This is a genomic window from Paraburkholderia sabiae, from assembly GCF_030412785.1.
Lineage (GTDB): Bacteria > Pseudomonadota > Gammaproteobacteria > Burkholderiales > Burkholderiaceae > Paraburkholderia > Paraburkholderia sabiae.
Map to the genome: position 1 here is coordinate 96731 of NZ_CP125295.1, position 20023 is coordinate 116753.

General features: G+C 63.5%; 19 protein-coding genes. All 19 read right to left on the minus strand.

Annotation, left to right across the window (positions count from 1 at the left end; translation table 11 throughout):
• Positions 1–24 precede the first annotated feature (24 nt).
• The 19 genes from QEN71_RS00445 to QEN71_RS00535 all read right to left on the minus strand — a co-directional run bounded on the left by QEN71_RS00445 (position 25) and on the right by QEN71_RS00535 (position 19857).
• The gene (locus tag QEN71_RS00445; RefSeq protein WP_201648698.1) at positions 25–366 is read right to left on the minus strand and encodes an XRE family transcriptional regulator; all 342 of its coding nucleotides are present in this window, start codon (positions 364–366) and stop codon (positions 25–27) included.
• Positions 350–724: a type II toxin-antitoxin system RelE/ParE family toxin gene (locus QEN71_RS00450; protein ID WP_201648697.1), complete on the minus strand. Its 375-nt coding sequence runs from the start codon at positions 722–724 to the stop codon at positions 350–352. The genes QEN71_RS00445 and QEN71_RS00450 overlap by 17 nt, the downstream gene beginning before the upstream one ends.
• 214 nt (positions 725–938) lie before the next feature.
• Positions 939–1967, minus strand: a complete 1029-nt coding sequence (locus tag QEN71_RS00455) for an XdhC family protein (RefSeq protein ID WP_201648696.1) — start codon at positions 1965–1967, stop codon at positions 939–941.
• The gene (locus QEN71_RS00460; protein ID WP_201648695.1) at positions 1940–2521 is read right to left on the minus strand and encodes a CoxG family protein; all 582 of its coding nucleotides are present in this window, start codon (positions 2519–2521) and stop codon (positions 1940–1942) included. The genes QEN71_RS00455 and QEN71_RS00460 overlap by 28 nt, the downstream gene beginning before the upstream one ends.
• Positions 2512–3753: a vWA domain-containing protein gene (locus QEN71_RS00465; protein ID WP_201648694.1), complete on the minus strand. Its 1242-nt coding sequence runs from the start codon at positions 3751–3753 to the stop codon at positions 2512–2514. The genes QEN71_RS00460 and QEN71_RS00465 overlap by 10 nt, the downstream gene beginning before the upstream one ends.
• Positions 3754–3758: 5 nt before the next feature.
• Entirely contained in the window at positions 3759–4646 is an 888-nt protein-coding gene (locus QEN71_RS00470; protein WP_201648693.1) for an AAA family ATPase, read from the minus strand.
• Between the two features lie 96 nt (positions 4647–4742).
• A complete protein-coding gene (locus QEN71_RS00475; RefSeq protein WP_201648692.1) occupies positions 4743–5540 on the minus strand; it encodes an FAD binding domain-containing protein in 798 nt (265 codons plus the stop codon).
• Positions 5541–5552: 12 nt separating this feature from the next.
• Complete coding sequence (locus QEN71_RS00480; protein ID WP_201648691.1) at positions 5553–7940, minus strand: xanthine dehydrogenase family protein molybdopterin-binding subunit; 2388 nt, start codon at positions 7938–7940, stop codon at positions 5553–5555.
• A gap of 10 nt (positions 7941–7950) precedes the next feature.
• Positions 7951–8451 (minus strand): (2Fe-2S)-binding protein, encoded by a 501-nt coding sequence (locus QEN71_RS00485; RefSeq protein ID WP_201648690.1) that lies wholly within the window; start codon positions 8449–8451, stop codon positions 7951–7953.
• Between the two features lie 287 nt (positions 8452–8738).
• Complete coding sequence (locus QEN71_RS00490; RefSeq protein WP_201648689.1) at positions 8739–9005, minus strand: hypothetical protein; 267 nt, start codon at positions 9003–9005, stop codon at positions 8739–8741.
• Between the two features lie 286 nt (positions 9006–9291).
• Positions 9292–10431 carry an IS481 family transposase gene (locus QEN71_RS00495; RefSeq protein WP_290468217.1) on the minus strand — a complete coding sequence of 380 codons (1140 nt, stop codon included), beginning with the start codon at positions 10429–10431 and terminating at the stop codon, positions 9292–9294.
• Between the two features lie 174 nt (positions 10432–10605).
• Complete coding sequence (locus tag QEN71_RS00500; protein WP_201660746.1) at positions 10606–12003, minus strand: amino acid permease; 1398 nt, start codon at positions 12001–12003, stop codon at positions 10606–10608.
• A 142-nt stretch (positions 12004–12145) separates the two neighbouring features.
• Positions 12146–12802, minus strand: a complete 657-nt coding sequence (gene rqpR / locus QEN71_RS00505; RefSeq protein WP_201660749.1) for a response regulator transcription factor RqpR — start codon at positions 12800–12802, stop codon at positions 12146–12148.
• A 52-nt stretch (positions 12803–12854) separates the two neighbouring features.
• Positions 12855–13733 carry a sensor histidine kinase gene (locus tag QEN71_RS00510; protein ID WP_307792594.1) on the minus strand — a complete coding sequence of 293 codons (879 nt, stop codon included), beginning with the start codon at positions 13731–13733 and terminating at the stop codon, positions 12855–12857.
• Between the two features lie 542 nt (positions 13734–14275).
• A complete protein-coding gene (locus QEN71_RS00515) occupies positions 14276–15046 on the minus strand; it encodes a ferredoxin--NADP reductase (RefSeq protein ID WP_201660752.1) in 771 nt (256 codons plus the stop codon).
• Between the two features lie 503 nt (positions 15047–15549).
• Positions 15550–16191, minus strand: coding sequence for a LysE family translocator (locus tag QEN71_RS00520; protein ID WP_201660756.1), 642 nt, complete (start codon positions 16189–16191; stop codon positions 15550–15552).
• 94 nt (positions 16192–16285) lie between these two features.
• Positions 16286–17266, minus strand: coding sequence for an ABC transporter permease (locus tag QEN71_RS00525; protein WP_201660759.1), 981 nt, complete (start codon positions 17264–17266; stop codon positions 16286–16288).
• 22 nt (positions 17267–17288) lie between these two features.
• Positions 17289–18290: an ABC transporter permease gene (locus tag QEN71_RS00530; RefSeq protein ID WP_201660762.1), complete on the minus strand. Its 1002-nt coding sequence runs from the start codon at positions 18288–18290 to the stop codon at positions 17289–17291.
• Positions 18280–19857 carry a sugar ABC transporter ATP-binding protein gene (locus QEN71_RS00535; protein WP_201660851.1) on the minus strand — a complete coding sequence of 526 codons (1578 nt, stop codon included), beginning with the start codon at positions 19855–19857 and terminating at the stop codon, positions 18280–18282. Before QEN71_RS00535 ends, QEN71_RS00530 begins: the two co-directional genes overlap by 11 nt.
• Positions 19858–20023 lie beyond the last annotated feature (166 nt).

Below are 20023 nucleotides of genomic sequence, written 5' to 3' on the forward strand. Positions count from 1 at the left end.
CGCCAGCGTTGCTGATCGTGCCCGTCAGTCGTCTTGTCCTTCTTCGCGTGCCGGGTCGGGAAGCTGCGTGAAATTGGTGAGCTTCACGTCGCCATCCGGAAAGCGCGCGATGATCTCCAGTTCGCCACCTAGCGCGCGGATGTGATCGCGCAACGTGGAGATGTACATGTCCGTGCGTTGCTCGAGTTTCGCGATGCTCGGTTGCTTGACGTTGAGGCGTTGGGCGAGCGCTTCCTGGGAAAGGCCGCGTGCCTGGCGCAGGCTGTAAAGGGGCATTTCGGCCAGGAGTTTCTTCGTCAAGGCTTCAGAGCGAGCCCGAGATTCCGGCGACATTTTCAGCCAAAGCTCTTCAAATTTTTTCGCCATCCTTGGCTCCTCCATGCATCGTATGCAGCAAATGCAAGCGATAGATGATTTCAGCTCGCGGAACATTTTGTTGATACCAGCGCTCGTGACCAGTCTTGTCTCCGCCGAGCAGCAGGACAGCAGTTCGGCGCGGATCGAACGCGTATAGCACGCGATACGGTTTTCCGCGATGCTGGATCCGTAATTCCCTGAGACTTCTTATTGCCGAACCTATTATCCGGCTGGAATATGGGAACGGCAGATTGGGACCATGCTCCTTGAGCAGAAGGATCGTCGATGCGATCGACTCGCGCTCAGCTACCCGCAACCCTTCCCACCACGCTTGAAATGGATCGGTGTACTCAACATCCCAGGTCATCGAAAATATAGCCTCCAAGGAATATTCCGTCAAGGGAATAACGGTGGCTGTGGACCAGACGCAATGCGACAAATAAGCCGCGACGCAGAGTCCGCAAAAATTCGATGCTAGGGGATCAGAGATGCTCAGCGACAGTCAGCCGAACGGCTATACCGAGCAGAAGAATCGGACCGCGAACGAGCTAACGTCGCGGTCCAGACACGCAGATAGAAAATTACTCAGGAATACTGCAAGCCGCGCCACCGCTTGCCGCAATCTCACGCGCGGCCTTCGCGCCTTCGACCTGCAGCAGCGTCGGAAGCGACACACCATTCTTCGCCGCCGTCACTTCAGCAAGAATCGACACGGCGATTTCCGGCGGCGTCCTGCTGCCGATATAAATCCCGACCGGCCCATGCAGTCGCGCGAGTTCGGTTTCGGTGAGATCGAATTCCTTGAGCCTTTCGCGCCGCGCCGCGTTATTGCGCCGCGAGCCCAGCGCGCCGACATAGAACGCAGGCGTTTTCAAAGCCTCCATCAGCGCGAGATCGTCGAGTTTCGGATCATGCGTCAGCGCGATCACCGCACAACGTTCATCGAGCTTCATATCGAGCACGGTATCGTCGGGCATCGTGCGAACGACTTTCGTGCCGGGCACATTCCACTCGTCCGTGTACTCTTCGCGCGGATCGCACACCGTCACCTGATAATCGAGCCCGACCGCGATATTGCACAGATAGCGCGACAGTTGCCCCGCGCCGATCACGAGCATCCGATAACGCGGGCCGTGTATCGTCAGCAAGCGTCTGTCGTTGAAATCGATGCCATCCGTCGCCTGCGCGGGACCGAGGCGCGCAACCCCCGTCTCCATGTCCAAAGTACGCGCGACGAGCCGTCCATCTTCCACCGCTTCGCACAGTTCGGCGATACCGCTCGCCTTCGTCAGAGGCTCAAGAACGAGTTGAATCGTCCCGCCGCACGGCAAACCAAAGCGATGCGCCTCTTCGGCTGTGATGCCGTACTTCACCGCTTCGGGCTTCTCCTGCTCGATGCCACGCTGACGCACACGATCGATCAGATCGTCTTCGATACAGCCGCCCGACACCGACCCCACCACCGCGCCATCGTCACGCACGACGAGCATCGCGCCTTCCGGACGCGGCGACGAGCCCCACGTCTTCACCACCGTCACGAGTAGCGCGCGATGTCCCTGCTCGAGCCAGCGCGCGCTGCTCTTCAGGACTTCGAGATCCACGCTGTCCATGATTTCTTCCTCTTCGTTTCATCGCCACCGCCGTCGCCGGCACCTTCGCCGTCGGCGGACTGGCTTGCAGTGTCGCCGGAATCGGCGGTTTCTGCCTGCGCGGTGTCGCCACCGCCCGTCACCTGCTCGCTGAAGCGCCGGAAAAACTCGCCGGCAAGTTTCCTCGCCGCGCCGTCGACGAGTCGCGAGCCGATCTGCGCGAGTTTGCCGCCGACCTGCGCCGTCGCCGTGTACGTGAGCTTCGTCGCTTCGTCGCCGTCCGGTTCGAGCTTCACATGCGTTTGCCCTTTGCCGAAGCCGGCTGCGCCGCCCTGGCCTTCGAACACGATCGTGTACGTGTTGGGCGCGTCGATATCGGTGAGTTCCATGCGGCCCTTGAAACGCGCCTTCACCGGCCCGACGGATGCGCTCAACGAAACCGCGTACGCATTCTCGCCATCAGGCTCGATGCTGTCGCAGCCGGGAATCGACGCGCGCAGGATTTCCGTGTCGTTCAGCGCTTCCCATGCCCGTTGCTGCGGCGCGGGCAGCGTGTAGGTTTCGGTCAGCTCCATGACGTTGCTCCTCCAGGTATCGAGGCGCGCGCGGCATCGCGGGGCACGCGCGTCAATTGCGCGAGATCGCGGCCGAACGCAGCCAGACTGTCGAGATTGTGGACCGGCTTGTGCGCGTCGACGAAAGGAAGCATCGCCTGAACGCCGCGCGCCTTGGGCGAGAACTCGCGGTAACGCAACAGCGGATTGAGCCACACGATGCGATGCGCGAAGCGCCGCAAGCGGGCCATTTCGGTTTCGAGCACGTCGATCGCTTCGTGATCGAGGCCATCGGTGACGAGCAGCACTGTCGCTCTTCCCGTCAGCACTCTACGTGCCCAGCGCCGGTTGAATTCGGCGAGCGCCGCGCCGATTCGCGTGCCGCCCGACCAGTCGACGACCTGACCGGCGAGCCCCGCGATCGCGACATCGGGGTCGCGTTCCTTCAGCGCGCGCGTCGCGTTGGTGAGCCGCGTGCCGAACAGGAACACCTGCAGACGTTCGCGCGATTGCAGCAGCGCGTGACAGAAATAAAGCACGGCGCGCGAATAGCTGCTCATCGAGCCCGAAATATCGAGCAGAAGCACAAGCGGCGGTTTGCGCTCGACTACCGCGCGATATTTCCACACGGTCCAGTCGCCGCCCGCGCGCACCGCATGACGCGCGCTCGCGCGCAGATCGGCATGCGTGCCGTGCGATGCCGCTTTCAGCCGCCGCGTCGGTTCCATCGCAAGCGGCAGACGCTGCCCGCGAATCAGATGACGTAGCGTGCGCCATTCGTCGGCCGTCAACGTGTCGAAATCGCGATGACGCAGACGCTCTTCCGCGCTGAACGTCACGTGCGCGTGCAACTCGTGCCTGTCCTTGTCGCCGGATTGCGCGGCCTGCTTGAGCTGCTTCGCCTGATGCACGGCGAGCGCATCGGCGAGTCGGTTGTTGCGCTTCGGCGGCGGCATGCCGCTCGTCACCTTCGGCAGCAGCAGCGCACGCAGCTTGCCCTCCCAGTCGGGATCACGCCAGAACAGATCGAACGCGGCATTGAAGAGATCGCGCTCGTCGGGCGCGCATACGAGCAACGCGGCAAGCGCCGCACGCACGTCGTCGCGCCGGTCGAGATCGATCCAGCGCAACGCGTCGAGCGCATCGACGGCCTGAGCGGGCGACATCGGCAGACCCGCGCCGCGCAGCAGACGTACGAAATGAACGACATTGCGCGCGAGCGTCGCGGATTCGTTGTGGTGAGCGGCGAACATCGACGCTACTCCGCCGCCGCGAGACATTGCCGGATCTCGTCGGCATCGAAGCGCGCGAGATCGTCCTGATACTTGAGCAGCACGCCGAGCGTGTCCTGCACCGATTGCGGATCGAGTTCGGTGACCGTGAGCGCGGCGAGCGCACGGCACCAGTCGATCGTTTCCGCGATGCCGGGCGCCTTGAACAGATCCATGCCGCGCAGACGATGCACGAAATCGACGGCACGCCGTTGCAGCGCTTCACTGGTTTCGGGCGCGCGCGCCGCGACGATGGCCAGCTCGCGTGCGCGCTCCGGATAGCCGATCCATTGATACAGACAGCGCCGCTTCAACGCATCGTGCACTTCGCGCGTGCGGTTCGACGTCATCACGACAAGCGGTGGATGCTCGGCGCGCACTGTGCCGTATTCGGGAATCGACACCTGAAAGTCGGACAGCAGTTCGAGCAGGAAGGCTTCGAACGGTTCGTCGGCGCGATCAATTTCGTCGATCAGCAGCACGCGCCGCGCGCCGGGATGATGTTCGTCGGGCAACAGCGCTTGCAGCAAAGGGCGCTTCAACAGAAATTCGTCGCGATACAGCGTGCTGCTGTCAGGCTTCTCACCCGACGCTTCCGCGAGCCGCAACGCCATGATCTGCCGCGGATAGTCCCACTCGTACAGCGCGCTTGCCGTATCGAGTCCTTCGTAGCATTGCAGCCGCAGCATCGACGTGCCGAGCAACCCGGCCGCCGCCTTCGCCAGTTCCGTCTTGCCGACGCCCGGTTCGCCTTCGACGAACAGCGGCCGTTCCATCCGCAGCGCGAGAAAAAGCGCAGTCGCCAGTTCGCGGCTCGCGAAGTAGCCTTGCGCGGTGAGCTGGGCGAGGGTGTCGTCGATTGAAGCGGGCTGCATGGTTCTCCCTGAAAACGCTGAAGAAACCGGAAAACGAAACGGCCCGGACGCGCCGGGCCTCATGTCGGTCGAACGCTTCGTGGCTTGCCGCGTTCGTTACCCGAGCGCCGCCCGCACCGCGCGCGCCGTCAGCACCGGTATCAGGTGAGCGCGATATTCGGCGCTCGCATGCATGTCGGTGTTGAGGTCGTCGGGTGCGATCGTCACGCCGCGCGCGGCCGCTTCCGTGAAGTTCGCGCTGAGCGCGTTCTCCATGTCCGTCGCGCGAAACACCGATGACGCCGCGCCCGTGATCGCCACGCGCACACCGCTCGCAGTCTTGGCGACGAACACGCCCGTCAGCGCGAAGTGCGACGCGGGATTCCTGAACTTCTCGTACGCCGCCTTTTCCGGCACGGGAAACTCGACGGCGACGATCAGTTCGTCGGGCTGCAACGCCGTCTCGTACATGCCGACGAAGAAATCCGCCGCGGACACGCGACGCCGGTCGGTGACAACCGTGCCATCGAGTCCGAGCACGGCAGCGGGATAATCCGCCGCCGGATCGTTGTTCGCGATCGATCCGCCGATCGTGCCGAGCGAGCGCACCTGTCTGTCGCCGATGTGGCCGGCGACAAACGCGAGCACAGGCAACACGCGCTGCACGTCCGCGTTATTCGCCACGTCCGCATGACAGACGGCCGCGCCGATCGTCACCTTCGTTGGCTCGACGCGAATCTCTTTCAACTGCGGAATGCGCGTGACGTCGATCAGCTTCGACGGTTGCGCGAGACGCAGGCGCATCGTCGGCAAGAGGCTTTGTCCGCCCGCCAGATACTTCGCTTCGCTGTCGGCCGTCAGCACATCGACGGCGCTTTTCGGATCGGCTGCACGTTGATAGTCGAATGAATACATGTCGGCCTCCGCTCAGGGACGTGAGTGTTGCGCGGCGTGAATCGCGGACCACACGCGATGCGGTGTGGCAGGCATCTGCAAGTCCGTGACGCCGAGCGGCGCGAGCGCGTCGATGATCGCGTTGATCACGGCGGGCGGCGAACCGATCGCACCCGCTTCGCCGCAGCCCTTCACGCCGAGCGGATTGTGCGTGCACGGTGTGCCCTTCGCGGTTTCGACGGTGAACGCCGGCAGATCGGACGCATGCGGCATCGCGTAGTCCATGTACGAACCCGACAGCAACTGGCCGCTTTCGTTGTCGTACACGCAGCGCTCGAGCATCGCCTGACCGATGCCCTGACCGAGACCGCCATGCACCTGTCCTTCGACGATCATCGGATTGATCACGTTGCCGAAGTCGTCGACGGCGGTGAAGCGGTGAATGCGCGTTTCGCCTGTATCCACATCGACTTCGACTTCGCAGATATACGCGCCCGACGGATACGTGAAGTTGGTCGGATCGTAGAACGCGCTTTCGTCGAGGCCCGGTTCGAGTTTGTCGAGCGGATAGTTGTGCGGCACGTAGGCCGCGAGCGACACGTCGGCGAAGGTCTTCGTGCGGTCCGTGCCTGCGACGCGGAATGTGCCGTCCTTGAACTCGATGTCGTCCGCCGATGCTTCGAGCAGATGCGCCGCGATCTTCTTCGCTTTCGATTCAATCTTGTCGAGCGCCTTCATGATCGCCGAGCCGCCGACTGCGATCGACCGCGAGCCATACGTGCCCATGCCGAACGGAATGCGTCCTGTGTCGCCGTGCACGATCTCGATGTTGTCGAGCGGCACGCCGAGGCGATCGGACACGACTTGCGCGAACGTCGTCTCGTGGCCCTGGCCGTGACTGTGCGAGCCGGTGAAGACGGTGACGGAGCCAGTCGGATGCACGCGCACTTCACCTGCTTCGAACAGGCCCGCGCGCGCACCGAGCGCGCCCGCGATGTTCGACGGCGCGAGGCCGCACGCTTCGATGTAGCACGAGTAGCCGAGGCCGCGTCGCTTGCCGTTCTTCTCCGATTCCTGGCGGCGCGCGTCGAAGCCTTGTACGTCCGCGAGTTCGAGTGCGCGGGCGAGGCAGGTTTCGTAGTCGCCCGTGTCGTAGGTGAGACCGACGGGCGTCGCGTACGGGAACGAACGGATGAAGTTGAGCCGGCGGATCGCAGCGGGATCCATCTTCATCTCGCGCGCGGCTGTTTCGACGAGACGCTCGACCACATATGTCGCTTCAGGACGTCCCGCGCCGCGATAGGCATCGACGGGCACGGTGTTCGTGAAGACCGCTTTCACTTCGGCGTAGATCGCGGGCGTCGCGTACTGGCCCGCGAGCAGCGTCGCGTAGAGGATGGTCGGCACGCTGGAGGCGAACGTCGACAGATACGCGCCCATGTTCGCGATCGTGTGGACGCGCATCGCGAGGAACTTGCCGTCGGCGTCCATCGCGAGTTCGGCTTTCGTCACGTGATCGCGGCCGTGAGCGTCGGAGAGAAATGCTTCGGAACGCTCGGCCGTCCACTTCACCGGACGGCGGATTTTCTTCGACGCCCACGTCAGCGCGACGTCTTCCGCGTACAGGAAAATCTTCGAGCCGAAGCCGCCGCCGACATCCGGTGCGACCACGCGAACTTTCGATTCCGGCAGCGACAGCACGAACGCGGCCATCAGCAGCCGTTCGACGTGCGGATTCTGATTCGCGACGTAGACGGTGTAGCTGTCGTCCTGCGGCGAGTAGCTCGCGTTGACGGCGCGCGGCTCGATTGCGTTCGGAATGAGGCGATTGTTGACGATGTCGAGCGTCGTCACGTGATGCGCTTTCGCGAACGCGGCATCGGTCGCGGCCTTGTCGCCGTGGCCCCATGTGTAGCAGGTGTTGTCGGGCACTTCGTCGTGCACGGCGGGCTGGCCGGCGTCGGCGGCGTGCGTGGTGTCGATCACGGCGGGAAGCTCGTCGTAATCGACTTCGATCAGCTCGGCGGCATCTTTCGCGGCCTTCACCGAATCGGCGATGACGAGCGCGACCTGGTCGCCGACGTGGAGCACTTTCGTATGCGCAATCACGGGATGCGGCGGCTCGTGCATCGGCTTGCCGTCGACGCTGTGAATCAGCCAGCCGCACGGCAGTCCGCCGACATTCTCAGCGGCGAGATCGGCGCCAGTGAAAATCGCGACGACGCCGGGCGACTGCTTTGCCGCCGACGTGTCGATGCTCTTGATGCGCGCGTGCGCGTGCGGCGAGCGCAGGAAGACGGCGTAGGTCTGCGCGGGAAGAACGATGTCGTCGGTGTACTGGCCGTTGCCCGTGAGGAAGCGATAGTCTTCCTTGCGCTTGACGGGCATGCCCACCATGCGATGCGAATCGGGTGCGTTCATGGCGGGCTCCTCAGACGGTCGTGGCGGCTTTCGATGGCGCGCCGGCTTTCATGCCTTGCGCGCCCAGAACGACGGCCTTGACGATGTTGTGATAGCCCGTACAGCGGCACAGGTTGCCGTCGAGCTGACGACGCACTTCGTCTTCGGTGAGATTCGGGTTCGCCGCGACGAGTGCGGTCGCGCTCATCACCATCCCGGGCGTGCAGAAGCCGCACTGGAGGCCGTGGCATTCGCGGAAAGCGGCTTGCATCGGATGCAGTTCGCCGTTTTGCGACAGCCCTTCGATCGTGGTGACTTCCTGGCCCTCGGCCTGCACGGCGAGCATGTTGCAGGACTTGATGGCGCGGCCGTTCAGATGAATCGTGCACGCGCCGCATTGCGCGGTATCGCAGCCGACGTGCGTTCCCGTCAGCCGCAACTGTTCGCGTAGAAACTGGACAAGCAGGGTATGCGGCTCGACGTTCGCGGTAACGGGTGAACCGTTCACCGTCAGACTGATGCTGATCGCCATGAACTGTCTCCTTGGGGACGCCCCTGGATTTATGCCCCGGATGGGGCGAGACCGGCTCGGGCCCGCATTCAACTACCTACCGCTTGCCTGCCTGGGAGGGTCCGGATCGGTTGGGTGCTGTTGCTTTTCTTTGTTGCTTTTTTTGTTTGTGTCGAAAAGTAAAACACAAAAAACGAGAGGCGGCTATGGGGGAACTGTGCCTACGGCGTTCGAAGTTATGCCTGCGGCGTTTGGATGGTTGCAGATGGGAGGATGTTGCAGTGCGGTGATTTTTTTTGTCTTCGACGCTAGTCGCCATTCTTGTCTTTGCTTTTTGCTGCTGCGCTGGCATCCGCGATTTCGTAGCGGTGCTTCTCGCGTTGCCCCTGTGCGGGGCGGCACCTACTTTTCTTTGCAGCGGCAAAGAAAAGTAGGCAAAAGAAAGCCGCTTTTAAACCTCCGGTGCCTGCCAGGATAACGCTACGGCACACGTTCTTTGAGCGGTCGCGCAGCCACGCCAACACTCCGTAGAAAGCCCGCAGTGAGGTGTGCGCGGCGCGAAAGATGACATCCACTTGGGGCACATTCGGCCGGCTTGTTTTTGTGTGTTTGCCGTCGCTCTGATTGCGGCGGTATGTGTTCCAAACGGTGTGGGTTTTCGCGCCGTGCGCGGTCGACTGCGGGCTTTCTACAGAGTGCGGACGTTGCTGCGCGACAGCTCAACTGCGGCATGCCGCAGCGCTATCCTGGCAGGCACCGGAGGTTCAAAAGCGGCTTTCTTTTGCCTACTTTTCTTTGCCGCTGTGTACAGACTGGAGACATGGTTGACACCTGTACGGGGACATCGTTGACACCTGATGGTCAGGGTTTGGGAGTCTTCAGGTCAAGTTTTGCGACCCGCTGATGGGCGAACCAGATCTCGATCACCCCGTCTTCCTTCTCGCTCATGCGGGCGGCTACCTGCAGCCCCTTGAGCGCGATCGACAGCTTCAGTTTCTGGCCGCGCAGGCGCACCACGCCGCTGGCATTGACCCGCAACACTTCATCGCCGGGGCCGTATTCGGGCTCGGGCACCCGCTCGGGCATCGCGCGCAGGCTACACGCGTAGCGCGTGATGGGCGTGGCCATCCCGAGTGCCTCGTGCGGACGTTCGACGTTGTACACGTGCCGCCAGCGATCCAGTGCCTGCTGCATGTGCGCATGTGTGCTGAAGGCCTGCCGGTCCAGCACTTCGGCCTTCAGCGTGCGGTGAAACCGTTCGTCCTTACCATTGGTCTGCGGGTGATACGGCCGGCTGTAGCTCACCAGGATGCCCAGCCGGATCAGCCAGACCGCGAGTTCGGTGAGCTGCCCCGGCGCGCTGGGCGAGCCCCACGGCGCGCCGTTGTCGGTGTTGATGCGCGCGGGCAGCCCGTAGCAGCGGAACGCGCGCTCAAGCTCGGCCTGCACGACCTGTGTGGTCGTACGCGAGCAGGCGCTCAGCACGAGGTTGTAGCGCGAGTGATCGTCGATGACCGTCAGCGGCATGCAGCGCCCATCCTTCAGCGTCTGGACGTCGCCCTTGAAGTCCATCTGCCACAGCAGGTTCGGATGCGCGTGCTCGAAGCGCTGCCAGTGCTGGCGCTGCTGCGACGCCTGTTCATCGATGAGCCCATGGCGGCGCAGGATTTCGGTGATCGTGGCGGGCGCGGGCACCTCTGTCTCGCCCAGATCCTTCAGGCGCCGTTCGATCTTGCGTCCGCCCCAGCCATGTTCGCGACGCAGTTCCAGCACCCGCGCTTCGATGTGTTCAGGTGAGCGCAGGGGGCTGTGGTGCGGGCGTCGGGAGCGGTCGGCCAGCCCGCCGGGGCCTTCGGCCTTGTGACGGTCCAGCCACTTGTAGCCGGTCTGGCGGCTGATCCGGTAGCGCCGGCATAGCTCGCTGAATGACAGGGCCTGTGTGGCGGCCAGGCTGACGAATTCTTCGCGGAGATTCATGGTGTTTTTTGCTTCCCAGGGCATGGTTGAATCCGGGCGTTTGATTACCCGAAAGTGTCAACCATGTCCCTGTACACCTGTCAGCTATGTCTCCAGTCTGTACACCGCTGCAAAGAAAAGTAGGTGCCGCCCCGCACAGGGGCGACGCTAGCAAACCGATACGAAAACGCGGATGCCAGCGAAGAGCTGAGCCAAGTATCACCGGCCCGGACGGGCCAATTTCGAATGCTTCCGCGAATAACCAAAATAAACAACCATCCCAACGACCAACCAGACCACAAACGCGATCCAGGTAACAGCGCTGAGGTTCACCATCAAAAACAGACAGGAGCCGACAGCGAGAACAGGCACAACCGGCACGCCGGGGCACCGGAACGCCCGCGGCAACTCCGGATGCGTCCGACGCAAAACGAGCACCGCAATCGACACCATCGAAAACGCCGCCAACGTGCCGATGTTGATCAGCTCAGCGAGCACATTCAGCGGCACCAAAGCGCCGATCAGCCCAAACACAATCCCGACGATCCAGGTCGTCGCAAACGGCGTAGCAAACCTCGGATGCACCTTCGACAAACCGGCCGGCAGCAAACCATCCCGCGACATCGCGAAGATCACCCGCGTCTGCCCATAAGCCATCACGAGAATCACGGTGAGCATGCCGAGCACCGCGCCGAGATCGATGAAACCGGCGACCCAGTTCTGACCCGCGACCTGCAGCGCATACGAAACGGGATGCGAAATGTTGGCGAACTGCCCGAACGGAACGATGCCCGTCACAACAGCCGCCACGGCCACATACAGCACCGCGCACACGCCCAGCGACGCAATGATGCCGATGGGCAGATCGCGCTTCGGATTCTTCACTTCCTCGGCCGCCGAGGACACCGCGTCGAAACCGATGAACGCGAAGAACATCACGGCCGCCGCGCCGAAGACGCCGCTGAAACCGTGCGGCATGAACGGATGCCAGTTCTCGGGCTTCACATGGAACACGCCGACGACGATCACCAGCAGCACCACCGTCACCTTGATCGCGACCATCAGGTTGTTCACACGCGTCGATTCGCGCACGCCGACGGACAGCAGCGTCGTGATCGCCATCATGACGAGGAACGCCGGCAGATTGAACAGCGTCTCGTGGCCGGGCAGCGCGCCGGGCGCCGCCGTCAGCGCGACGGGCAGCGATACGCCGAAGCCCGACAGCAGCGACTGCAGATAACCGGACCAGCCGACCGATACCGCCGACGTCGCCAGCCCGTACTCGAGCATCAAGTCCCAGCCGATGATCCACGCGGCCAGTTCGCCAAGCGTCGCGTACGAATAGGTGTAGATCGAGCCGGCGACGGGAATCGTCGAGGCGAATTCGGCGTAGGCGAGCGCAGCGAAGCCGCACGCGATGGCCGCGATGATGAACGACAGCATCAGCGCCGGGCCGGCCTGTACGGCACCCGTGCCCGTCAGCACGAAAATGCCGGTGCCGATGATGGCGCCGACGCCGAGAAAAGTCAGATCGAGCGCGCCGAGCGCTTTTTTCAGGCCGGCAGCCTGCGCGCCGGCGATCATGTGCTCGACGTTCTTCTTACGAAAGAGGGACATTTGGCGGGGTCTCCTGTGAAGCACGCGCGTGGGCGCGCCCAATGTCGGGAAAACCCGCAATTTTAGCGGAAGTGGGCCGGCAAGCCCTTTCAGGTGCGCAGTGCCAAGGTGCGCCAAGGCGCCGCGAGCGCGGCGCGTGAGATCAGGCCGTCATCGCCGGATTCAGGTCGACGAGGCGATTGCTCATCACGTAGAAGGTGAGTTCGGCGTTGTTGCGCAGCTTCATCTTCTCGAGCAGCCGCGTGCGGTAGACGCTCACCGTCTTCACCGACAGCGACAGCGCGATCGCAATATCCGTCAGACGCTTGCCCGACGCGAGCATGCACAGCGTCTGGTATTCGCGGTCGGAGAGCTTTTCGTGCGGCAGCTGCTCGCCGTCGAAGGAAACGTAGTCGGCTAGCGCTTCCGCCATCGCCGGGCTCACGTATTTGCGGCCCGCCGCGACTTGCTGGATCGCAGCGATCATCTGCGTGGCGTCGCCCGTCTTCGACAGATAGCCCGCCGCGCCTGCCTTCAGCGCGCGCACCGCGTACTGATCCTCGCGATACATCGAGAACATCAGCACGGGAACGCGCGGCTGCTTGCGCTTCAGACGCTTGAGCACTTCGACGCCGTTCATGTCCGGCAACGAGATATCGAGCAGGATCACGTCGAACACATGCTTCGACGCTTCCGTGAGCACTTCGGTGCCCGTCTGCGCCTCGGCGACGTCGTCGGCGACGCCGCGGTCGATCAGCAGCTGCCGAACGCCCTGTCGAACGATGGCGTGATCTTCGGCAATCAGAATGCGCAGAGTCATAACGGACGGTCAGTGTTCAAGAACGGGCGGGGCAAGCGGCGAAGGCAAAGGATCACAGGCGAATGGCGGTGCGGCGCGCGCGCGGGCGCGAAGCATTGCCCATCAGCGCTTTCCATTCGAAGCGCGCGTGCACGGTCGTGCCGCGCGTGTCGCCGCCCGACGCGGCGACCTTCAGCTCGCCGTCGAACGCATTGCAGCGTGCACGCATCCCCGCCAGTCCGAACTGGCGCTCGTCCTGTCCGGCGTGCGGCGGAATGCCGATGCCGTCGTCGCTGACGACGATGCTCAGATGATGCGCAGTCGTTTCGATGCGCATGTCGGCGCCCGACGCACGCGCATGCTTCGCGACGTTGTTCAGTGCTTCCTGGGCGACGCGGAAGACGGCGAGCGATGCGTCGGCGGACAGGCGCGTGAGACGCACATCGGCGGCGCACACGAAGCTCATGCGCAGGCCCGTGCGAGCGGCGAAGGTGTTGGTCCAGTGCGACAGCGCGCAAACGATGCCCTTGTCGAGCGTCGGCGCGTGCAATTCGGTGACGGCCTGTTGCGCGGCTTCCGTGACGGCTTCAAGCGAACGCTGCGCGGTTTCGAGGGCGGTCGTGCATTGGGGCGGGGCGTCGGCGGGCAGCCACGTTTCGACGTTTGCAAGCGCGAAGCGCGCAGCCGTGACTTCGGCGCCGAGGCTGTCGTGCAGTTCCTGCGCGACGCGGTGGCGCGTGGCTTCCTCTGTGCGTGTCAGTTCCGAGGCCAGTTCGCGCACACGTGCTTTCAGACGCGTGACTTCGTCGCCCGATGCTGTCCGCGTCGCTGCGCTGGCGGCAAGCGGCGCTTTGGCGGCGCGGCTCGCACGCACGCCCGACGCGCGCTGTGCGTCACCCGCGCGGGCGGCCGAGCCGTGCCCGTGCATCGGCACGACGACGGATGTTTCCACAGCCCCGCTCACGAAACGAAATGGCCGGCGTCACAGCGACGCATCGGCAGCATATAGACGTAAGAACGCATACGAACCCTGACCCCCAGATGTGTCCGTCGCAGGAAGTATCGCGACGGAAAAACGCTACGTCTGTGCGTAACGAGATTTACATTCTGTAACAAATAGAAGACGATTTTGTTAAAAGTCTGTCAAATGCCGTTGTGATGGATCATATCGCAAAAAAAGAAAAAACGCCCGATTTTTGCGGGTTGTAGCGCATAGTCGGCGTAATTATTGAGGTAAACGTTCGACGGATGTAGGAAAAATGCCTACATGAAAAGTAAACTTAAGCGCATCGAGTTTGTAACCCGATATCCGACGTCGGAAGGGATGCGCGAAACGCGTTTTCGTCGGTGTTAACCTCGCGCACGTCACGCGCGATTCGAGCTCAAAACGCGTCGCGCAAAAAGAAAAACCGGAGCGCGAAGGCTCCGGTTTCGGGTGTTTCCAGCGGGCGGGAGCGTCAGTGACGTCCCGCCGAAGCGTGCACGGCGGCTTGCTTAGCCGACGAACGCCTTTTCGACGACGTAATGGCCAGGATTGTTGTTGCTGCCTTCCTGGAAGCCGAGGCTGTCGAGCAGTTCACGCGTGTCGCGCAGCATGTGCGGGCTACCGCAGAGCATCACGCGGTCGTTTTCGAGCGAGAAGTGCGGCAGATCCAGATCGTCGAACAGCTTCTTCGTTTCGATCAGGTCCGTGATACGGCCACGGTTCGCGAACGGCTCGCGCGTCACCGTCGGGTAGTACACCAGCTTTTCCTGGATCAGTTCGCCGAGGTGCTCGTGCGCCGGCAGGTGATCCGTGATGTATTCCTTGTACGCGAGTTCGTCGACGAAACGGCAGGTGTGCGTCAGCACCACGCGGTCGTAGCGGTCGTAAACGTCCGGATCCTTGATGATCGACATGAACGGCGCGAGACCCGTGCCCGTCGACAGCAGCCACAGCGTCTTGCCGGGCAGCAGGTTGTCGGCCATCAGCGTGCCCGTCGGCTTCTTGCCGATCAGAACCTGGTCGCCGACCTTCAGATGCTGGAGGCGCGACGTCAGCGGGCCGTCCTGCACCTTGATGCTCAGGAATTCGAGATTCTCTTCGTAATTGGCGCTAGCCATGCTGTATGCACGGATCAGCGGCTTGCCGTCGACTTCGAGACCGACCATCGTGAACTGGCCATTTTCGAAGCGGAACGACGCATCGCGCGTGCAGGTGAAGCTGAAAAGCGTATCGGTCCAGTGATGGACGCTCAGGACGGTTTGTGGATTCAGGTTGCTCATGGCTTCTTCGATGGTGCGAAAACAAGGTCGGCCACACAAAAAGCGGGGCCGGCACGGCAAAGGCGATGCATCGTTCCTTGTCGTCATCGACGGGGAATGATGCGCAATCCGCTATTTTACCGCGTTACCGGCTCGGGCATTGCCGCGGCGGGTTGGGCGGTGGATGTGGTCTGTCCAGCGGGTCGTCATGCGCCGGCGCGGCTGAGAGGTCCGGTTTCGCCCGGAACGGTCAACCACGGCGCGGCAAGGGTGTACTGCTGGGGTGGTACGGCGCCGGGTCTGTGCCCGGATGACCCGTGTGGGTGTTTCCCGGCGGGTCTCGCCGAGTCGCGGCGGGCGCTTGCCCGTCGGCCATCTGGTGATGGCAGCTTTTCAGCGAAAACAGGCGCTGGTAGGCGCTATCTCGGAATAATACCGGAAACGTATCGCGCGCTGCAGCATTGACCCTTCCGGCGAAGCTGGAAACCTGAGCGAAATCAGGCTTGTGCCTCCTCGTCGCGCGTTCAGCTTTCGGCCGCGAGCTTCGCGCCGAGACCGACGAGCACGGCGCCGCATACGCCGTCGATCGGCCGGCGCAGGCGGCGATAGCCGCGTTGCGTGCGCTCCGTCGCGAACATCAGCGCGACGCTGCCGTACCAGCCGACCGACATCATGCCGATCATCGCGAGCGCCACGCCGTAGAACCAAAGCGGCGGATGCGCGGGAAACAGCGTCGCGAAGATGGACGTCCAGAACGCGCATGACTTCGGATTCGTCAGGCAGGTGAGCATGCCCGAGCGCCACGCGCGGAAATACGCGCCGCGATCGTTGGCGACAGGCGTTTCGACGTTCACGACGATCGGTTCGCCGCGCTTCGTGCTCGCGCGCACGAGCTTGATGCCGAACCACACCAGATAGATCGCGCCCGAGATCCGGATGCCGTTATAAAGCCAGTCGATCTGCTGCAGCACGGTCGCGAAGCCGAGCATCGCCAGCGATGCCCAGATCGTCGACCCGGTGCCGACGCCGAGCGCCGATGCTGCGCCGAGTCCACGGCGGCCCGCCAGCGACAGCTGCGTGATCATGAAGAAGTTCGGACCGGGACTGATCAGCGCGATCAGATAGACGATGGCGATTTGCAGCAGGATCGGCAGATAGTGGTGCATGGCGACGATTTGCCGCGCGAGACGGCGGCGCGTTGAGCGGGAAATGAAGGCAGAACCGCGATCTTACTCCCGCTTGCGCCCGTTGGAGCGCACGTCACGCCGCCGTTTGCCCAGCGCCCGCGTCCGGCTCACTGCGCTTGTGCGCGCGCTGCTTGAGCACACGCGCCTGCAGCACGATCACGAGCAGCAGAAACACGCCGCGTATCACCGATTGCCAGTACGCCGACAAGCTGATGTACCCGAGCCCGTTTTCGAAGTTCAGCAGATTGAACACGAGGCCGAGCAGCAGCACGCCGGCAATCGTCATTGCGATCGAACCTTCGCCGCCCGTCAGCAGCGTGCCGCCGAGCACGACTGCCGAAATCGCGAACAGCTCCCAGCCGACGCCTTCGTTCGGCTGTCCCGCGCCGAACTGCGCGGCGAGGATCACGCCCGCCAGCCCGGCGAGCAGGCCGCTAACCGCGTACACGGCGATCAGCGTGCGATTCACGTTCAGTCCCATCAGACGCGCCGCTTCCTCGCTGCCGCCGATCGCCAGAGAATGCCGTCCGAAGCGCGTGCTGCGCAGCGCGAGCCAGCCCACGACGGCCGCGACGAGCGCGATCAGGCCGGGAATCGGCAGGCCGAACAGATCGCCCTGGCCGAAGTTCGCGAAGTTCGTATCGGAGGAAATCGACACCGCGTCGTTCTTGCCGAGCAGCAGCGCGAGACCGTGCGCGCCGAGGCTCGTCGCGAGCGTCGTGATGAACGGCAGGATTTTCATGCGCGTGATGATGATGCCGTTGAGCACGCCGACCAGCAGTCCCGCGCCCGCGCCGGCGAACACCGCGACCCAGCCGCCGTACGGACTCGCGAGCGCCGCGACGACGCTCGACATCGCCGCGACCGTGCCGACGGACAGATCGATGCCGCCCGTGATGATCACGAAGGCCATGCCCACGGAAATCAGCGCGAACATCGAGTTGTAGCGCCAGAAGGACGTGATGTTGTACTCGGAAGCGAAATGCTCGTAGCGCACGAGCCCGAGCACGATCAGCGCGCCGAGCGCGATGAGAATGGGCAGATTCTTTTTCATCGGATGGTTGTTCCCAGTTCGTTCAGCGCGAGCGCCGCTGCACGTACACGGCCGCGATGATGATGCCCGCCTTGACGACGAGCGCGGCGGCATCGGGAATGCCGTGCGCGAGCAGCGTGTAGCGAAGCAACTGGATGATCAGCGCGCCGATCAGCGTACCGCCGATATACGCCTTGCCGCCCGTCAGCGCCGTGCCGCCGACCGCGACGGCCGCGATTGCATCGAGTTCGATGCCGAGCCCGACCACGTTCGCATCCGACGACGAATTCACCGAAATCGAAATCAGCCCCGCGAGACCCGACAGCGCCGCGCACAGCGTGTACGCGATCATCTTCACGCGCGCAGTCGGCACGCCGCTCAGATACGCGGATTTCTCGTTGCCGCCCGTGACGAGCAGATACTGGCCGAACAGCGTCTTTCTCACGATCCACGCGAACAGCGCAACGAGCGCGAACATCAGCAGCACCTGGAACGGCACGCCCGCGACCTTGCCGAGCGCGATCCACTGAAACGCGGGATTGTTGAACGCCTGCAGGCTGCCATTGGTGACGACCTGCGCGATGCCGCGTCCGGCGATGAACAGCACGAGCGTCGCGACAATCGGCTGCACGGCGAGCCTCGTCACGAGAAAGCCGTTGAACACGCCGCAAACGGCAGCCGCGAGAATCGGCAGCACGAAGGCGAGCGCGATGCCCGTTGGCCCTTCGATGTGCATGAAGAGCATCGGCGCGATCGCGCCCGCAATCGCCATCGATGCGCCCACTGACAGATCGATGCCGCCTGTCGCGACGACCAGCGTCATGCCGATGCCGACGATCACGATCGTCACGACCTGCGTCAGATTGACGTTAAAGGTCTGCAGCGACCAGAAGTGCTGGGTGAACAGCAGGTTGAACACGAGCATCGCGAGCAGCACGACGATCTCGCGCTGAATCGCGATACGGCGTTTCTTCTTCACCGTCGATGCAGCGGGCGCTGCGGCCGTTGCTGTCGCTGATGTAGCGAGCGGCGACTCATGAGCCATGACGCTCGTCCTCCTGTGCATCGTTGAGATGGGCGGAATGGGCTGCCACTTCGGCCGCTTCGGCCAGTTGCGAGGTGCCCGCGCTGCCGTACGCAATCGCGTCCATGATCGCGGACTCGCTCATTTGCGCGCCATCCAGTTCGGCGACCGTGCGGCCATCGCGGATCACGACCGCGCGATCGGCCACGGCCGTCAGTTCCTCGAGTTCCGATGCGGACAGCAGCACCGCCATGCCTTCGTCGCGCAATTCGCGCACGATCTTCGCGACATCGGCTTTGGCGCCGACGTCGATGCCACGCGTCGGTTCGTCGAGCAGCAGCAGCGACGGCTGCGCGGCGAGCCAGCGCGCGAGCAATACCTTCTGCTGATTGCCGCCCGACAGTTCGCGGATCGGCTGATCGGGCGAGCGCAGCTTGATGCCGAGCGACGCGATGAAGCGCTCGACGATCGCCTGCTGTTTCTTCACATCGACGACGCCGTGTTTCGACAGCGTGCGCAGACAGACGAGCGTGAGGTTGTCGCGCACGGAGAGGTCCGGCACGATGCCTTCCGCCTTGCGGTCTTCCGTGAGATACGCGAGACCGCGCGCAATCGCATCCTGCGGCGACTTCAGCGCGACGTTCTCACCGTTGATCGACAGCGCGCCTTTTTCCGCGGCATCCGCGCCGAACAGAAGACGCATCGTTTCCGTACGGCCCGACCCCAGCAAACCAGCGAGTCCGACGGCTTCGCCCGCGTGCACGTCGAGCGAGACGTCGCTCACCTTCGGATGCGCGGACAGGTTACGCGCCGAGATCGCCTTGTCGCCGCGTCGCGCGAGATTCGCCTCGCGCGCGGCGCTGTCGTCCTGCACGACGGCAGCGAGTGTGCGGCCGAGCATCGTCGTGACGAGTTGCCGCTTGTCGATGTCCTTCATCGCGCTTTGTGCGACGGTCTGACCGTCGCGCATCACCGTCACGCGGTCGCACAGCGCATACAGTTCGTCGAGCCGATGCGACACGAAGATCACCGCGCGTCCGTCGTCGCGCAGCTTGCGCACGACGGTGAACAGCAGTTCGACTTCGCGTTCGTCGAGCGACGAAGTTGATTCGTCCATGATGACCATCTTCGCGTCCGACGACACCGCGCGCGCGAGCGCAACCATCTGCTGGATCGCCGTCGAATAGCTGCCCGCGGGCTTCCTCACGTCGATCTGCAAGCCGAACGATTCGAGCAGCGCGGACGCGCGCTTCTGCACTTCGCGCCAGTCGATCAGACCGAAGCGGCGCGGCTCGCGGCCCAGAAAAATGTTCTCGGCCACCGAGCGGAACGGCACCAGATTGATCTCCTGATAGATCGTGCTGATGCCTGCTTCGCGCGCTTCCTTCGGCGTGCGGAAATCGATCTCGCGGCCCTCGAAGCGCACGCTGCCGCCCGAGCGCCGGTACGCGCCCGTGAGGATCTTGATCATCGTCGATTTGCCCGCGCCGTTCTGGCCGATCAGCGCGTGCACTTCGCCCGCGGCGACGCTGAGATTCGCGCCGCGCAACGCGGGCACGCCGCCGAACGAAATGTCGATGCCCTGCATGTCGAGCAGGGGCGCGCGGGACGAAGATGGGGAAGAAGGTAAGGCGTCGGACTGCGCGTCGGGGTGCGTCACGTATGTCTCCTGATACTTATCGCTGACGGTCAGCGCTGTCGGTCAGGCCGCGACGTTCATGGTACGCCCGACAAAGCGAAGCGACGGCCTGTCG

What these genes read in the sequence shown, in the direction of transcription:
- QEN71_RS00465 (WP_201648694.1), bottom strand. Translation starts at nt 3,753, where the DNA reads ATGTTCGCCGCTCACCACAACGAATCCGCGACGCTCGCGCGCAATGTC.
- QEN71_RS00525 (WP_201660759.1), bottom strand. Translation starts at nt 17,266, where the DNA reads ATGAAAAAGAATCTGCCCATTCTCATCGCGCTCGGCGCGCTGATCGTG.
- QEN71_RS00475 (WP_201648692.1), bottom strand. Translation starts at nt 5,540, where the DNA reads ATGTATTCATTCGACTATCAACGTGCAGCCGATCCGAAAAGCGCCGTC.
- QEN71_RS00455 (WP_201648696.1), bottom strand. Translation starts at nt 1,967, where the DNA reads ATGGACAGCGTGGATCTCGAAGTCCTGAAGAGCAGCGCGCGCTGGCTC.
- rqpR (WP_201660749.1), bottom strand. Translation starts at nt 12,802, where the DNA reads ATGACTCTGCGCATTCTGATTGCCGAAGATCACGCCATCGTTCGACAG.
- QEN71_RS00515 (WP_201660752.1), bottom strand. Translation starts at nt 15,046, where the DNA reads ATGAGCAACCTGAATCCACAAACCGTCCTGAGCGTCCATCACTGGACC.
- QEN71_RS00450 (WP_201648697.1), bottom strand. Translation starts at nt 724, where the DNA reads ATGACCTGGGATGTTGAGTACACCGATCCATTTCAAGCGTGGTGGGAA.
- QEN71_RS00520 (WP_201660756.1), bottom strand. Translation starts at nt 16,191, where the DNA reads ATGCACCACTATCTGCCGATCCTGCTGCAAATCGCCATCGTCTATCTG.
- QEN71_RS00470 (WP_201648693.1), bottom strand. Translation starts at nt 4,646, where the DNA reads ATGCAGCCCGCTTCAATCGACGACACCCTCGCCCAGCTCACCGCGCAA.
- QEN71_RS00495 (WP_290468217.1), bottom strand. Translation starts at nt 10,431, where the DNA reads ATGCCCTGGGAAGCAAAAAACACCATGAATCTCCGCGAAGAATTCGTC.
- QEN71_RS00460 (WP_201648695.1), bottom strand. Translation starts at nt 2,521, where the DNA reads ATGGAGCTGACCGAAACCTACACGCTGCCCGCGCCGCAGCAACGGGCA.
- QEN71_RS00485 (WP_201648690.1), bottom strand. Translation starts at nt 8,451, where the DNA reads ATGGCGATCAGCATCAGTCTGACGGTGAACGGTTCACCCGTTACCGCG.
- QEN71_RS00500 (WP_201660746.1), bottom strand. Translation starts at nt 12,003, where the DNA reads ATGTCCCTCTTTCGTAAGAAGAACGTCGAGCACATGATCGCCGGCGCG.
- QEN71_RS00530 (WP_201660762.1), bottom strand. Translation starts at nt 18,290, where the DNA reads ATGGCTCATGAGTCGCCGCTCGCTACATCAGCGACAGCAACGGCCGCA.
- QEN71_RS00480 (WP_201648691.1), bottom strand. Translation starts at nt 7,940, where the DNA reads ATGAACGCACCCGATTCGCATCGCATGGTGGGCATGCCCGTCAAGCGC.
- QEN71_RS00445 (WP_201648698.1), bottom strand. Translation starts at nt 366, where the DNA reads ATGGCGAAAAAATTTGAAGAGCTTTGGCTGAAAATGTCGCCGGAATCT.
- QEN71_RS00535 (WP_201660851.1), bottom strand. Translation starts at nt 19,857, where the DNA reads ATGCAGGGCATCGACATTTCGTTCGGCGGCGTGCCCGCGTTGCGCGGC.